The 13687-nt window shown below is 72.3% G+C and carries 14 protein-coding genes and 1 pseudogene; 10 read left to right on the top strand and 5 right to left on the bottom strand.

Annotated elements, in window-relative coordinates:
* The first annotated feature begins 219 nt into the window (after window positions 1-219).
* The gene (locus QT381_RS10195; RefSeq protein WP_289248831.1) at window positions 220-822 is read left to right on the top strand and encodes a hypothetical protein; all 603 of its coding nucleotides are present in this window, start codon (window positions 220-222) and stop codon (window positions 820-822) included.
* A gap of 7 nt (window positions 823-829) precedes the next feature.
* A complete protein-coding gene (locus QT381_RS10190) occupies window positions 830-1585 on the top strand; it encodes an oxygenase MpaB family protein (protein WP_289248830.1) in 756 nt (251 codons plus the stop codon).
* Between the two features lie 50 nt (window positions 1586-1635).
* On the opposite strand, the gene QT381_RS10185 is transcribed toward QT381_RS10190, so the two are convergent.
* The 3 genes from QT381_RS10185 to QT381_RS10175 all read right to left on the bottom strand — a co-directional run bounded on the left by QT381_RS10185 (window position 1636) and on the right by QT381_RS10175 (window position 4909).
* Window positions 1636-2241 (bottom strand): 3'-5' exonuclease, encoded by a 606-nt coding sequence (locus QT381_RS10185; RefSeq protein WP_289248829.1) that lies wholly within the window; start codon window positions 2239-2241, stop codon window positions 1636-1638.
* An 88-nt stretch (window positions 2242-2329) separates the two neighbouring features.
* Window positions 2330-2926 carry a TetR/AcrR family transcriptional regulator gene (locus tag QT381_RS10180; RefSeq protein ID WP_289248828.1) on the bottom strand — a complete coding sequence of 199 codons (597 nt, stop codon included), beginning with the start codon at window positions 2924-2926 and terminating at the stop codon, window positions 2330-2332.
* 66 nt (window positions 2927-2992) lie between these two features.
* On the bottom strand, window positions 2993-4909 hold the full coding sequence (locus QT381_RS10175) for an MDR family MFS transporter (protein WP_289248827.1): 1917 nt from the start codon (window positions 4907-4909) through the stop codon (window positions 2993-2995).
* Between the two features lie 337 nt (window positions 4910-5246).
* On the opposite strand from QT381_RS10175, the gene ychF reads away from it, so the two are divergent.
* The 4 genes and pseudogenes from ychF (at window position 5247) to QT381_RS10160 (ending at window position 7433) form a co-directional block, all read left to right on the top strand.
* Entirely contained in the window at window positions 5247-6320 is a 1074-nt protein-coding gene (gene ychF / locus QT381_RS10170) for a redox-regulated ATPase YchF (protein ID WP_289248826.1), read from the top strand.
* Between the two features lie 165 nt (window positions 6321-6485).
* A pseudogene (locus QT381_RS15750) lies at window positions 6486-6614 on the top strand (nucleotidyltransferase family protein); the annotation flags it as partial.
* 142 nt (window positions 6615-6756) lie between these two features.
* Complete coding sequence (locus QT381_RS10165) at window positions 6757-7038, top strand: type II toxin-antitoxin system Phd/YefM family antitoxin (RefSeq protein WP_289248825.1); 282 nt, start codon at window positions 6757-6759, stop codon at window positions 7036-7038.
* Window positions 7035-7433 carry a type II toxin-antitoxin system VapC family toxin gene (locus QT381_RS10160; protein ID WP_289248824.1) on the top strand — a complete coding sequence of 133 codons (399 nt, stop codon included), beginning with the start codon at window positions 7035-7037 and terminating at the stop codon, window positions 7431-7433. The genes QT381_RS10165 and QT381_RS10160 overlap by 4 nt, the downstream gene beginning before the upstream one ends.
* 78 nt (window positions 7434-7511) lie before the next feature.
* Here QT381_RS10160 and QT381_RS10155 read toward each other — a convergent pair whose 3' ends face one another.
* Window positions 7512-8438, bottom strand: a complete 927-nt coding sequence (locus tag QT381_RS10155; RefSeq protein WP_289248823.1) for an oxidoreductase — start codon at window positions 8436-8438, stop codon at window positions 7512-7514.
* A gap of 139 nt (window positions 8439-8577) precedes the next feature.
* Here QT381_RS10155 and QT381_RS10150 point away from each other — a divergent pair, with 139 nt between their 5' ends.
* Window positions 8578-9375, top strand: coding sequence for a helix-turn-helix transcriptional regulator (locus QT381_RS10150; RefSeq protein ID WP_289248822.1), 798 nt, complete (start codon window positions 8578-8580; stop codon window positions 9373-9375).
* Between the two features lie 85 nt (window positions 9376-9460).
* Here QT381_RS10150 and QT381_RS10145 read toward each other — a convergent pair whose 3' ends face one another.
* Window positions 9461-9709, bottom strand: coding sequence for a glutaredoxin family protein (locus tag QT381_RS10145; RefSeq protein ID WP_289248821.1), 249 nt, complete (start codon window positions 9707-9709; stop codon window positions 9461-9463).
* Window positions 9710-9926: 217 nt separating this feature from the next.
* Between QT381_RS10145 and QT381_RS10140 the strand changes: the two genes are divergently transcribed.
* Genes QT381_RS10140 through QT381_RS10130 form a run of 3 tightly spaced genes read left to right on the top strand, consistent with a single transcriptional unit; the run spans window position 9927 to window position 13443 of the window.
* Window positions 9927-11258, top strand: a complete 1332-nt coding sequence (locus QT381_RS10140; protein WP_289248820.1) for an acylneuraminate cytidylyltransferase — start codon at window positions 9927-9929, stop codon at window positions 11256-11258.
* Window positions 11231-12097 (top strand): N-acetylneuraminate synthase family protein, encoded by an 867-nt coding sequence (locus QT381_RS10135; RefSeq protein WP_289248819.1) that lies wholly within the window; start codon window positions 11231-11233, stop codon window positions 12095-12097. The genes QT381_RS10140 and QT381_RS10135 overlap by 28 nt, the downstream gene beginning before the upstream one ends.
* A complete protein-coding gene (locus QT381_RS10130; protein WP_289248818.1) occupies window positions 12094-13443 on the top strand; it encodes a DUF6716 putative glycosyltransferase in 1350 nt (449 codons plus the stop codon). The genes QT381_RS10135 and QT381_RS10130 overlap by 4 nt, the downstream gene beginning before the upstream one ends.
* Window positions 13444-13687: the final 244 nt, after the last annotated feature.

Below are 13687 nucleotides of genomic sequence, written 5' to 3'. Positions count from 1 at the left end.
CCGGGCGCTGCGCCGCGCCGCCTCGCGCCGGGTGCACGCGCGGGCCGGCCTCCGCTGTGTCCGAAAACGAAGGAGAACGGGCGCGACCGCGGCCGGAATCGGGTGTGCGGGTCGCATCCGTTCGATTCCTCCTTCGTTTTCGGAAGAGCGCGGGCCGAGCGCCGACGCACGCGGGCCGACCGAGCACGGCGGGGCCGGCACGCGCGAGAATGGATCGCGATGAGCCCCTTCTGGCGCCGGCGACGCCGGGACCTCGGAACGTACGAGGCCCCCGCGCCCGTCGAGCCGCCCCCCGTCGAGCGCGTCGTCGACGACGGCGTGCTCATCGCCGAGTCGAGCGTACGGATGACGCTGCGCAACCGCATCGTCGTCGACGCCCTGCGCGACCGGCTCGACCTCGATCGGGACGCTCTCGCGGAGGTCGCCGCGGGCGCGTTCGAGCAGCTCGCCGACTCGGAGTGGGAGCTCGGCGAGCGCGAGCGGGCGCGCCGCGAGGCGCGGCGGTTCGACGACCCGCTGCCCGATGCGGATGCCGTGGCCGAGGACCGCGAGAACGAGCGCCGCGAGACCGTGCACCGCGCCATGTCCGCGGCCTTCGCCGGCCGGGGGCGGGACCGCGACGCGCTCGACGCGCTCGTGGAGCGCAGCCGGCTGGAGGCGTGGCGGGAGATCGGGGCGTTCCTCGCGAGCCGGATCGTGCCGCTCGAGCCGGAGCCGGCGCCCGATCCCGACTACGTCCGCGAGCGGGCCGAGCGCGTCGGCGCGTTCCTCGCGCTCGACCTCGCGGGACTCGCGGCCGAGCGCGGGGTCGCGCTCGAGTGAGCCGTCCGTGACGACGCTCGCCGAGGTGTCCCGCGAGGGCATCCTGCTCGCCGCCGGCGGCCGCGCGCTGCTGTTGCAGCTCGCCCATCCGGCGATCGGACGCGGCGTCGCCCGGCACAGCGACTTCGCGGGCGACCCGCTCGGCCGGCTGCACGGCACGCTCGCCTATGTCTATGCGATCGCGGCCGGCACGCCCGGCGAGGTCGCCGCGATGCGCCGCATCGTGAACCGGGCGCACGCGCCGGTGCGCGGGCCGGGCTACAGTGCGATGGACCCCGAGCTGCAGCTCTGGGTCGCCGCGACGCTCTACGACTCCGCGATCGGCATGTACACCCGGGTGTTCGGCGAGCCGACGGATGCCGAGGCGCTGTACCGCTCCTACGCGGTGCTCGGCGGCGCCCTGCAGATGCCCGCCGAGCTGTGGCCCGCCGACCGGGCCGCGTTCGGCCGCTACTGGGACGCCCAGCTCGCACGCCTCGCGGTCGACGACGAGGTGCGCGCGGTCGAGCGCACCCTGCTGGGCGGCGCGACGCTGCCCGTGCCGCTGCGCCCGCTGCTGCCGGGCGTGCGTGCCGTCACGGCCGCACTGCTGCCTGGGCGCGTGCGCGAGGAGTTCCGGATGGCGTGGAGCGACCGCGATCAGGCGCGCGTCGAGCGGCGGCTCGCCGTCGCATCCGCGGCCTACCGTCGCCTGCCGCTCGTGGTGCGCAGCGCGCCGCAACGGCATTACCTGCGCCGGGTGGCCGCGCTCGCGCGGCGCTGACCCCTCCGCGCGGCGCTGACCCTCCGCACGGCGGCGCCTCGCCGGGTGGCTCAGAGCGTGAGCGCCGCCGGACGGTGGTCGGCCGCCGCGGCGCCGATCCGCCCCATCCGTGCACCCGAGATCGTCGCGAGACGCCCCACGTCGTCGGCGCCGTGGCGGCGGGCGGCGTGCACGATGATCGCCGCGCACGCGAGCGAGTCGGCGAGCGCGTCGTGGTGCCGGAAGTCCTCGAAGCCCGCGGCCATCGCGGCGACCGGCAGGCGGTAGGAGTCGAGGTGGTAGGTGCGGCGCGCGACCTGCAGGCTGCACAGGTAGCCGAACGACGGCGTCTCGACGTAGCTCGCGCCGCACGCCGCCCGGATGACGCCCATGTCGAACCCGGCGTTGTGCGCCACGAGCACGTCGCCGTCGGCGAAGGCGACGAGGTCGGCGAGCTGCTCGCTCCAGAGCGGGGCGTCCACGACATCCGCCGGCGAGATGCCGTGGATGCGCGTGTTCCACTCGAGGAAGCGGTCGTGCCCGGACGGCGGGCGGATGAACCAGCTCGCCGTGTCGACGACGGCGCCGTCGCGCACCTTCACGAGACCCACGGAGCACGCGCTCGCGGCGGAGTTGTTGGCGGTCTCGAAGTCGATGGCGGTGAAGTCCAGGGGCACGTCATCACCCTCGCACCGGCCCCCGACGTTCGACGGATGACGCGCGGCGCCGGGCTCAGCGCAGGTCCGCTCACGCGCGGCGCCGGGCTCAGCGCAGGTCCGCTCCGAGCGCGCACATCTCGCGCACGTTCGCCCGCATCCGCTCGCCGAGCATCGCCCGCGAGGGCACCTGCGCGTCCTGCTGCACCTCGATGAACGCGGCGATCACGAGCGCGACCGCGATGCGGGCGGTGTGTTCGTCGGCGCGCTCGGTCGCGAGCACGACGAGCTCCTGCCGCAGCGAGTGCAGCCAGTGGAACATGGTGGGCGCGAGCTCCGGATGCCGCCGCACGAGCTCCTTGCGGGCGCCGTGCTCGTCGATGTCCGCGGCGCTCGCGGCGACGAGCACGCACAGGTCGTCGACCAGACCGCCCTCGGCGTGGCCGAGGAAGAGCTCGACGTGCTCGGGCGGCACGGGACTCTCGGGCAGGCCCAGGGCCGCGGCGGCCTTCGACGGGAAGTAGTTGAAGAACGTGCGCGGGCTGACCCCGGCACGGGCGCAGATCTCCTCGACGGTCGCGCCGCCGACGCCGCGCTCCTCGATGAGCGCGCGCGCCGCGAGCTGCAACGTGGTGCGGGTGACGAGCTTCTTCCGGCTGCGCAGCCCGAAGGCGGCCGTCTCCTCGCCGTTCTCGATCGTGCTCATGGCTTTCCCCAACGGGACCGAACGGATGCGCGGGGGGCCCCGGCGCGCGGCCGGAGCCCCCACGCGTCACCGCTGGGTCGGGATGCTCCCGGTCACCGGCGCGACGAGCGATCCGGTCTGGGCCGCGGCGGCATCCGCCTGGATCGCGAGCTCCTCCTCGGCGGCGAGCTCCTCCTCGGCCGCGCGCTCCGAGTCGGCGCGCTCCTGCAGGGCGGAGCGCTGGCGCAGCGGCGGCACCTTGAAGAACCAGGTGAGCACGAACGCGAGCAGGATGACGCCGAGCGCGATCCAGTACACGACGACCGCCGAGTCGTTGAACCCGGTCAGGAACGGCGCGCTCAGGCGCCTGTCGGCGCCGTTGAGGAACGACGTGTCGCTCGTGGAGCTGCTCGACGAGCTCGAGACGTCCGCGTTCGCGTCGAGCTGCTTCTCGATCGCGGGCACGACCGCGTCGACGAAGGCCGAGCGCTGCGTGGCATCCGTGAGGTCGATGCCCTGCGCGGTCGCCTGCTGCTCGAGCGGCTCGACGAGGGGCGTCCAGAGCTGCTTCATGATCGCGGCGTTGGCCGGGGCGTCGGCGACCTCCGGGTCGAGCGCGGCCGACAGCGCCGACGTGAGCGTCGCGGTGTCCTGGTTCGCCTTCATGATGTTGCCCGGCAGCACCGAGAACAGCACCGAGAGCAGGATGGCGACGCCGAGCGTTCCACCGATCTGGCGGAAGAAGGTCGACGCGCTCGTCGCCACGCCCATCTGGTCGGGCTCGACCGAGCCCTGGCTGGCGAGCGTGAGCGTCTGCATGAGCTGGCCGAGGCCGAGACCGATGAAGAACATGCCGAGCATGAGGAACCACAGCGGCTTGTCGATCGTCAGGAAGGTGAGGATGAAGAAGCCCACCCCGGTCGCGAACGTGCCCGTGACCGGGAAGATGCGGTAGTGCCCGGTGCGCGACATGATCTGCGTCGAGCCGATCGCCGCGATCATGAGTCCCACGATCATCGGGATCATCGCGAAGCCGGAGACCGTCGGGGTCAGGCCGGCGACGATCTGCAGGTAGAGCGGGATGGTGAGCATCGCGCCGAACATGCCGAAGCCGACGAGCACGCCGAGCACGGTCGCCATCGAGAACACGCCGGAACGGAACAGGCGCAGCGGGATGATCGCATCCGTTCCCATCGCGCGCTCGACGAGGATGAGCGTGACGAGTCCGATCGCGCCGATGGCGTAGCAGACGATGGCGCCCGCGGAGCCCCAGCCCCACTCGCGGCCCTGTTCCGCGATGAGCAGCAGCGGAGCGAGCGTGACGATGATGAACGCCGCACCCCACCAGTCGATGCGCGGCGCGTTGTGGCGCTCGAACTTCGGCAGGTGCAGGAACGAGATGACCATGAACAGCGCGACGGCGCCGATCGGCAGGTTGATCAGGAACACCCAGCGCCAGCCCGAGATGAACAGGATCTCGTGCGCGCCCGCGAACAGGCCGCCGATGAGCGGTCCGACGACGGATGAGATGCCGAACACCGCGAAGAAGTAGCCCTGGTACTTCGCGCGCTCACGCGGCGCGAGCATGTCGGCCATGATCGCGAGCGGCAGCGACATCATCGCGCCGGCGCCGATGCCCTGCACGGCGCGGAAGCCGGCGAGCATGAGCATCGACGTGGAGAACGTCGAGAGCACGGAGCCGAGCAGGAACACCGCGATGCCGAAGATGAACAGCGGGCGGCGGCCGAAGATGTCGCTGAGTTTGCCGTAGATCGGCGTCGCGATCGTCGAGGTGATCAGGTAGGCGGTCGTGACCCAGGCCTGCTGGTCGAGGCCGTGCAGGTCGTCGCCGATGGTGCGGATGGCGGTGCCGACGATGGTCTGGTCGAGCGACGACAGGAACATGCCGGCCATGAGGCCGTAGATGACGAGGAGGATCTGCCGGTGCGACATCACGGGCGCGTGCCCGGTCGACGTCGGCGCCGCGGTGGCGGAGGAGGACATGCGGTTCCGTTCGGAGGAGGGATCGCGCGGGAACCGCCTGCCGACGGGGAAGGCGGAGCCCGCGTCGGCTTCGTGCGTCGCCGATGCCTTCGGCGAGTGCAAAGTTACGGTAGCTGCAACTTTGCACTCTGCGCAAGTTGCGGGATCGAGGCTCGCGACACGTGCCGACGGCGTGGGATCCGTTCCCCGGCCCGCGGGCCCGTTCAGAACTCCGGAGATTCTGGCGTGTTGAGCCCGCTTCGCGCCGTTCCGTCCCGCCGACCGCGTTTTTCTCCGGAGTTTTGAACGGCACCCGCCGGCGTCACCGCTCCCGAGCGCACCGGTACGCTGGACCCCCGTGGCTCTCACCATCGGAATCGTCGGACTTCCCAACGTCGGCAAGTCGACGCTCTTCAACGCGCTGACCAAGAACGACGTGCTCGCGGCGAACTACCCGTTCGCGACGATCGAGCCGAACGTCGGCGTCGTGAGCCTGCCCGACCCGCGGCTCGACCGGCTCGCGGAGCTGTTCGGCAGCGAGCGCACCGTGCCCGCGACGGTCTCGTTCGTCGACATCGCCGGCATCGTGAAGGGCGCGAGCGAGGGGGAGGGGCTCGGCAACCAGTTCCTCGCGAACATCCGCGAGGCCGACGCGATCGCGCAGGTCGTGCGCGGGTTCGCGGACGACGACGTCGTGCACGTCGCGGGCGTCGTCGACCCCTCGGACGACATGGAGACGATCAACACCGAGCTCGTGCTCGCCGACCTGCAGACACTCGAGAGGGCGCTGCCGCGCTACGAGAAGGAGGTCAAGGGCAAGCGCATTGAGGCCGCCGTGCTCGAGACGGCGCTCGCCGCGAAGGCATGGCTCGACGGCGCGAAGCCGCTCAGCGCATCCGCTCTCGACCTGGCGCCGATCCGCGAGCTGGGGCTGCTCACCGCGAAGCCGTTCCTGTACGTGTTCAACGTCGACGAGCAGGTGCTGACGGATGCGGTGCGCCGGGCGGAGCTGGCCGCTCTCGTCGCGTCCGCCCAGGCCGTGTTCCTCGACGCGAAGGTGGAGAGCGAGCTCATCGACCTCGACCCGGAGGACGCCCAGGAGCTGCTCGAGTCGACCGGTCAGACCGAGAGCGGTCTCGACCAGCTCGCCCGCGTCGGGTTCGCGACGCTCGGCCTGCAGACCTACCTCACCGCGGGGCCGAAGGAGTCGCGCGCGTGGACGATCCCGCAGGGGGCCAAGGCCCCGCAGGCGGCGGGCGTCATCCACACGGACTTCGAGAAGGGCTTCATCAAGGCGGAGGTCATCGGCTTCGACGACCTCATCGCGGCCGGCTCGATCGCCGAGGCCCGCGCGAAGGGGAAGGCTCGCATCGAGGGCAAGGACTACGTCATGCAGGACGGCGACGTGGTCGAGTTCCGCTTCGCGCTCTAACCCCTGGGCTTCAGTGGCTTCTGGGCTTCAGTGGCTTCTGGCCTTCACTGGCTCTTGGGCTTCACTGGAGCCCTGCCGGTGCTGCGTAGTTCGAGCTGGGGCCCGCCGTGGCTCGTCATAGCGCGAGGGCATGCCTGAGATCGTCATGACGCCCGAGACGCGCTCATCGACGCGCGTCGGGACGAGGTCCAGGTAGTTCTTGACCGGTATGGCGCAACCAGTCCGAAGCTGTTCGGCTCCGTCGCCCGGGTCACTGCGCATGCGGGGTCGGACATCGACATCCTCGTCGAGCTGGACCCTGCCGACGGGCACCCGCTCGTGCTCGAGCGGCGGCTTTCGGCCTCGACGCTCGCCGACGCGGTCGCAGTGCGAGTTGCGACTCTTCTGGAACGGATGGTGCACAGCCCCCGCGTCGCACGGGTGCTACGGCGGGGCCGTGAGCAGCCTCGAACCTCAGGACGAGACCCTGTCGCAGCGCGAGCTGCGCAACGAGTCCGGCCGCGTGCTCCGAGCGGTGAGCGAGGGCCACTCCTTCGTCCTGACCAACAGCGGGGTGCCCGTGGGACGGATCGTGCCGCTGGACGCGCCCGCCCCCGGGCTGACGATCGTTCGCCCGGTGCGGCGCGAGGGTGGCTGGGCGGCACTGGACATCGAGCGCAAGAGCACGGAGCAGGGGCCCGCCGTGATGCTCGACGACCTGCGTGGGGACCGGCTGTGAGCTCCCGTCCGGTCGTCTACGTCGACACGTCGGCTCTCGGCGCGGTGCTCGTCGATCAGCCCGAGAGTCCCGCCCTCCTGGAATGGCTCGACCAGACGCAAGCTGCGCTGGTCTCCAGTGACCTGCTCGAGACCGAGCTGCGCCGCGTCGCGGTCCGAGAGGGTCTCGATCAAGCCGACGTCACGAGAGTGCTCGACGGTGTCGCGCTCGCGGCTCTCGACCGCGCCGTCCACCGCAGCGCCGGCTTCCTGCCCATGCAGTACCTGCGCACCCTGGACGCCCTGCACCTTGAGGCGGCGATGCGGCTCGACGCATCTGCTGTCCTCACCTACGACCGTAGGCTCGGCGAGGCCGCCCGGGCCGCGGGGCTGGATGTGATCGCGCCCGCCGGGTGACTCGTGCACGACCGTGCGGGATGGTTCATGGCACCGCGGGCGCCGAAGGAGCGACCGGCGTGGTCCACGGGGTGCGGGTCAGGTCGGGTAGCGCACTTCGGTCAAGCGCTCGGACACCGCCCAGAGCTCCCTCCCCACGCCGGGGTCGCGGGCCTCGGCCGCGGCCTGGACCTCGGTGACGTCCCCGCGCTGCTCGTTCTTCCCGGCTGGACCGAAGAACTGGCTCCCGCGAACACCGTTCGCGGTGGCCGCATAGAGCTGCGGCAGCGCGCCCTGCTCGGTCGGCTGGGTGTTGAGCGCGGCGAAGGCCGCGGCGATGACCTTCCCGATCGCGCCGCGGCTCTCCCACGCCCGCGGCGTCAGGTTCGAGCGGGACACTCCCGGGTGCGCGAGCGTGCTGATGATCGGTGAACCCGTGGCGCGGAGGCGGCGGTCCAGTTCGATGCCGAAGACCGTGTTCGCGAGTTTCGACGCGCCGTACGCGGCGGAGGCATCCCACGTCTTCTCGAACATCAGGTCGTCGAACCGCAGGTGCGCCCCCCGGTGCGAGAGCGAGCTCAGCGACACCACACGGGGTGACCGTCCGCGTTCCAGGAGCGGGAGCAGCCGGCCGGTGAGTGCGAAGTGGCCGAGGTGGTTGGTGCCGAGGTGAAGCTCGAAGCCCTCCGCTGTCGTCCGGCGATTTCCGAGGATGACGAGACCGGCGTTGTTGACGAGCAGGTCGATCCGGTCGAGCTCGTCGGACGCGCGCTCTGCGAACGCGCGGACCGAGTCGAGCGACGCGAGGTCGAGACTCCGCACTGAGACGCGTGCGCCCGGTGCCTCATCCTGAATCGTCGCCGCGGCCGCCTCGCCCGCCGTGGTGTTCCGCACGGCGAGGACGACGTCGGCCCCGTGGCGCGCCAGCTCGGTCGCCGTGACGAGACCGAGGCCGGAGTTCGCTCCCGTGACGATCGCGGTCCGCCCGGTCTGGTCGGGGATGTCGGATGCTGTCCATGACCTCATGGACCTCACGCTACGAGTCGGTCGTCTCGTCCCCGTCGTCCTCGGCATCCTGGGTCTGGCAGACCCACCATCCTCGCCTCGCCCGGTCGGAGAATGGTGCGATGCACCCGGCTCCCTCGCGCGGTAGGACGATGTCCGCATGAGCACGGCAGAGACCGCCGCACGAGAACTCGGAGAGTTCCTCCGGTCCCGTCGGGAGCGTACTCGCCCCGAGGATCTCGGTCTGGAGCCGGGGCCGCGCCGCCGGGTGGATGGTCTGCGACGGGAGGAGGTCGCGGTCCTCGCCGGTCTCAGCACCGACTACTACCAGCGCCTGGAACAGGGCCGGGGCGCGAAGCCATCCGACGCGCTGCTCGACTCGCTCTCCGAGGCGCTCCGCCTGGATGCTGCGGAGCATCGCCACGTGATGACCCTGGCCCGCGCAGTGCGCCAGCCGGAGACCCCGAAACGCCGCAAGCAGGATCGCGTCCCCGAGAACGCGAAGCGGATGCTCCAGGCGATGGGACTACCGGCGTTCGTGCTCAGCCGCCACCTGGATCTGCTCGCCTGGAACGATTCCGCCGTAGACCTGCTGGGCGACCCGCTCGAGCTGCCCCAGGGCCGGCGCAACATGCTGCACGTCCTCTTCCACGACGACGACTCGAGGCTCCGCTGCGCGGGCTGGGAGACGATGGCGCTCGACTACATCGGCCTGTTCCGCTCTGCCATCGGGCACGACCCCGGAGATCCGAGAGCAGTGACGATCGTCGGAGAGCTGAGTCTGCACAGCGGCGAGTTCCGACGACTCTGGGCTCGGAACGAGGTGCGCGACAACCTCCACGGCTCCAAGACCATCCGTCACCCTCGGATCGGGGAGATCGCCGTCGAGTGGGATGCCTATCCGCTGCGCGGCGTGCCCGGACCGATGATGATCGTGTTCGTACCTTCGTCCGTGTGAGGGGGCGCAGGTGCGCCCCGCACGCGCAGGAGGAGCAATCTGCGTCGTCCCGCGCCGGTGCGGGTGGCGGTGCAGGAACCGGGGCTCAGACGAGCGCGAGCTCCACGAGCTTTCCCCGCAGCGCCGCGTCCGAGGGCTCGACCTGGTGCGTGCCGTCGGCGAACGCGATCACCGGGATGTTGGTGCGGCCGGAGATGGCGCGCGCGGCATCCGCATTCTCGGCGCTCGCCTCGACGTCGACGTAGTCGTACGCGACACCCGTCGCGTCGAGCAGCGCCTTCGAGCGGCGGCAGTCGGAGCACCAGTCGGCGCCGTACATCGTGATCTCGGCCATGCCTCGATCGTAGGACGAACGGATGCCACCCCGCCGAACGGACGCCCCGCCGAGCGGACGCCCCGCCGAGCGGACGCGGCGCCGAGCGGATGCGGTCCCGCCGAGCGGACGCCGACCCGGCGCCGAGCCCGACCGTGCGGCAACGCGTCACCGCTCGTTAGCGCGAGTGCGACCCGCCGTTCACCCGGCGGACGCGCTGCGCACCTACCGTCCGGGCATGGCACCACGACCGGCCCCGGGCGTCGTGGCCGTCGTGCCCGCGCGCGGCGGTTCCAAGGGGGTGCCCGGCAAGAACCTCCGCCGCGTCGCCGGGGTGCCGCTCGTCGTGCGGGCCGTGCGGGCGGCCCGGGCCGCCGGACTCGTCGACGACGTCGTCGTCTCGACGGATGACGCGGCGATCGCCGAGGCCGCGCGCGCCGCGGGGGCGATCGTCGTCGATCGCCCGGCCGAGCTGAGCGGCGACACCGCGAGCAGCGAGGCGGCGCTGCTGCACGCGCTCGGCGCGCTGCCGGGGGAGTACGGCATCCTGGCGTTCCTGCAGGCGACGAGTCCGTTCATCGACCCCGCCGACCTGGATGCCGCGATCGCGCGGGTGCGCGACGATGCGGCCGACAGCGTGCTCGCGGCCGCGCCCGCGCACGAGTTCCTCTGGCGGGAGTCGCCCGACGGCGCCGTCGGCACGAACCACGACCACGCTCGCCGCCTCCGCCGGCAGGACGCGGAGCCGCAGTTCCGCGAGACCGGCGCGTTCTACGTCGTGCGCACCGACCTGTTCCGCGCGCACGAGCACCGGTTCGTGGGCCGCGTCGCCCTGCAGGTCGTGCCGGAGCTGACCGCGATCGAGATCGACACGCCCGACGACCTCGCGGTGGCGCGCGCGATCGCACCGCTCGTGAGCGTCGAGACCGCCATCGACGTCGACGCGGTCATCACCGACTTCGACGGCGTGCACACCGACGACCGCGTGACGATCGACGAGCACGGCCGCGAGGCGGTCGCCGCGCACCGCGGCGACGGGCTCGGGATCGCCGCGCTGCGCGGCGAAGGCATCCCGCTGCTCATCGTGAGCGCGGAGCGCAATCCGGTCGTCTCGGCGCGCGCCGCGAAGCTGCGGATCGACGTGCGACGCAGCGTGGACGACAAGCGCGCCGTCGTCGAGGCGTGGATCGCGGATGCCGGACTCGACCCCGAGCGGGTCGCCTACGTCGGCAACGACGTCAACGACCTCGCGGCGATGCGCGCGGTGGGCTGGCCGATCGCGGTCGCCGACGCGCATCCGGCGGTGCTCGCCGCGGCCCGCGTCGTGCTCGAGCACAGCGGCGGGCACGGTGCCGTGCGCGAGGTCGCCGAGCGGGTGCTGCTCGGCCGCGCCGCATCCGTCGAGGCCGCATCCGTCGAGGCCGCGGCCACCGACGCCGCATCCGTCGACGCCGCATCCGTCGGGGCCGCATCCGCCGAGGCCGCGGCCACGGTCGACGTCCCAGCCACGGTCGGCACCCCCGCCACAGAGGAGAAGAGCGCATGGTCGCCATCGGTTCCCACCGCGTAGCCCCGGGCGAGCCCGTCTACGTCATCGCCGAGATCGGGCTCAACCACAACGGCGACGTCGAGCTCGCGAAGCGGCTCATCGACGTCGCCGCGGATGCCGGTGCCCAGGCCGTCAAGTTCCAGAAGCGCACGCCCGCGATCTCGACCCCCGAGCACATGAAGAGCGTGCTGCGCGAGACGCCGTGGGGCACGATGACGTACCTCGAGTACCGCTACCGCGTCGAGTTCGACCGCGAGCAGTACGTCGAGATCGGCGACCACGCCACGATGCGGGGCCTCGACTGGTTCGCGTCGCCGTGGGATGAGGAGGCCGTCGACTTCCTCGAGGACCTCGGCGTGGTCGCGCACAAGGTCGCCTCGGCATCCGTCACCGATCTGCCGCTGCTCGAGCGTCTTGCGGCGACCGGCAAGCCGATCATCCTGTCGACGGGGATGTCGACGCTCGCCGAGATCGACGCCGCGGTGCGCACGTTCGACCCCGAGAACCTGGTGCTGCTGCACGCGACCTCGACGTACCCGATGCCCGCGGAGGAGGCGAACCTGCGCACGATCGAGACGCTGCGCGGACGCTACGGCGTGCCCGTCGGCTACTCGGGTCACGAGCCCGGGCTGCAGATCTCGATCGCGGCCGCCACGCTCGGCGCGGTCGCGGTCGAGCGGCACATCACGCTCGATCGCACGATGTGGGGCAGTGACCACGCCGCCTCCCTCGAGCCGCAGGGACTCGCGCACCTGGTCCGCGACATCCGCATCATCGAGCAGGCTCTCGGCGACGGGGTGAAGCGCGTGTTCCCGGGCGAGCTGGCGCCGCTCGCGAAGCTCCGCCGCGTCGTCGCGTGACGGCGGGCGGGGCGGCGGCCGGGTCGACGACGGGCGAGCCGGGCCGACGGATGCGCGTGCTCGCGGTCGCGGACAGCGACTCCTACGTCAAGTGGGGCGCCGCCATGCTCGACCGCATGCCGCCGGAATGGGATCGCGAGCTCGTTCTGCTCGCCACGCCCGTGCTGCCGAGTGCGGCCCAGCTGGCGGCGGCCCTCGCGGGGTCGATGTTCGCGGCCCCCGGCGCGCCCGTCGTCGACCTGCGGGACCTCGCCGAGCGTGTCGCCCGCGACCGTCCCGACGTGGTGCTGCTGTCGGTGCGCGGCCCGGTCGTGCGCGTGCTCGTTCGCTCGGTCGTCGCCGCCGCGGTCGGGCCGCGCCCGGTGATCGTCTCCGGCCTGCCCGGCATCTCGATCCCCGAGACGTATCAGGCGCTCTACTACCGCTCGCAGGTCGACCTCGTCGTGCTGCACAGCAAGCGCGAGGTGCGTGCCTTCACCGAGCTCGCGGCCGACCGCGGGATGCAGCAGAGCTTCGCCCTCGCGACCCTCCCGTTCCTGCCGACCCGGCGAGCCGGCACGTCGACGGATGACGCCGCCGACATCGTCTTCGCCGCCCAGGCGAAGGTGCCCGCGCTGCTGGAGGAGCGGGTCGGACTCGTCGAGCGCCTCGTCGCCGTGGCGCGGGCCCGGCCCGACCGCCGGGTAGTGCTCAAACTGCGCGGGCTGGCCGGTGAGCCGCAGACGCACGCGGAGAAGCATCCGCTCGACACGATCCTCGCGGGTCTCGACGACGTGCCGCCGAACGTCGTCGTGTCGACCGGTCCGATGGCCGAGCATCTCGATCGCGCCGCCGTGCTCGCGACCGTGAGCTCGACCGCGGCCGTCGAGGCGATCGCGCTCGGCGTTCCGGTGCGGCTCATCGACGACTTCGGGGTGAGCGGCGGCCTCATCAACATCGTGTTCGAGGGCAGCGGCCTGTTCGGCCCGACCGAGTCGCTCGCCGCCGACGAGTTCGCTCCGCCCGCGGCCGCCTGGCTCGACGACAACTACCTGCACGCGGCGGGTGACACCGACTGGATCGCCAAGATCGAGCACGCTGCGCTGCTGCGCTCGCGGGGCGCGCTGCCGCTGCGCCGGCAGTTCCGCGGCTCGCTCGGCGGGGCGCTGCGTCGCACCTGGGACCGCAAGCTCGCGCTCGGCCCGTACGACCGATCGGCGTCGGGCCGATTCGCCTACGTCGCCGTCGTGCCGGTGCGCGGTGCCGTGCGCCGGGCGCGGGCGCTGCGGGCGCGGCTGCGCCGGGCTGTCGAACGCCGCCGTGCGACGCGGCTCGTCGACCCGGCCGAGACCCCGATCAGCGGCTGACCCGGGAGCCGGCCGGCCCGCCCCGCCCCGCCCCGGCCTGCCCAACCTGCCCTATCGTGCCCCCGATCACGGAAATGCAGGAGCCGTGGCGGTCCCCGCCGCCCACCTGCCGCACGATTCCGCGGTCGGCCGGCCGCCACCACCGGGCGGGAGCATGTCGGCTCCTGCATTTCCGTGATCCGGGGAGCGAAGCCCGGGGCGCGGAGGGAGACCTGGACGGCGGGCGGGGGATCCGGGCGGAGGG

Origin of the sequence: Galbitalea sp. SE-J8, from assembly GCF_030345695.1 — a bacterium.
In the GTDB taxonomy this organism is placed as follows: Bacteria; Actinomycetota; Actinomycetes; order Actinomycetales; family Microbacteriaceae; genus JAUASV01.
This window is presented reverse-complemented; position numbering and strand designations above follow the sequence as displayed.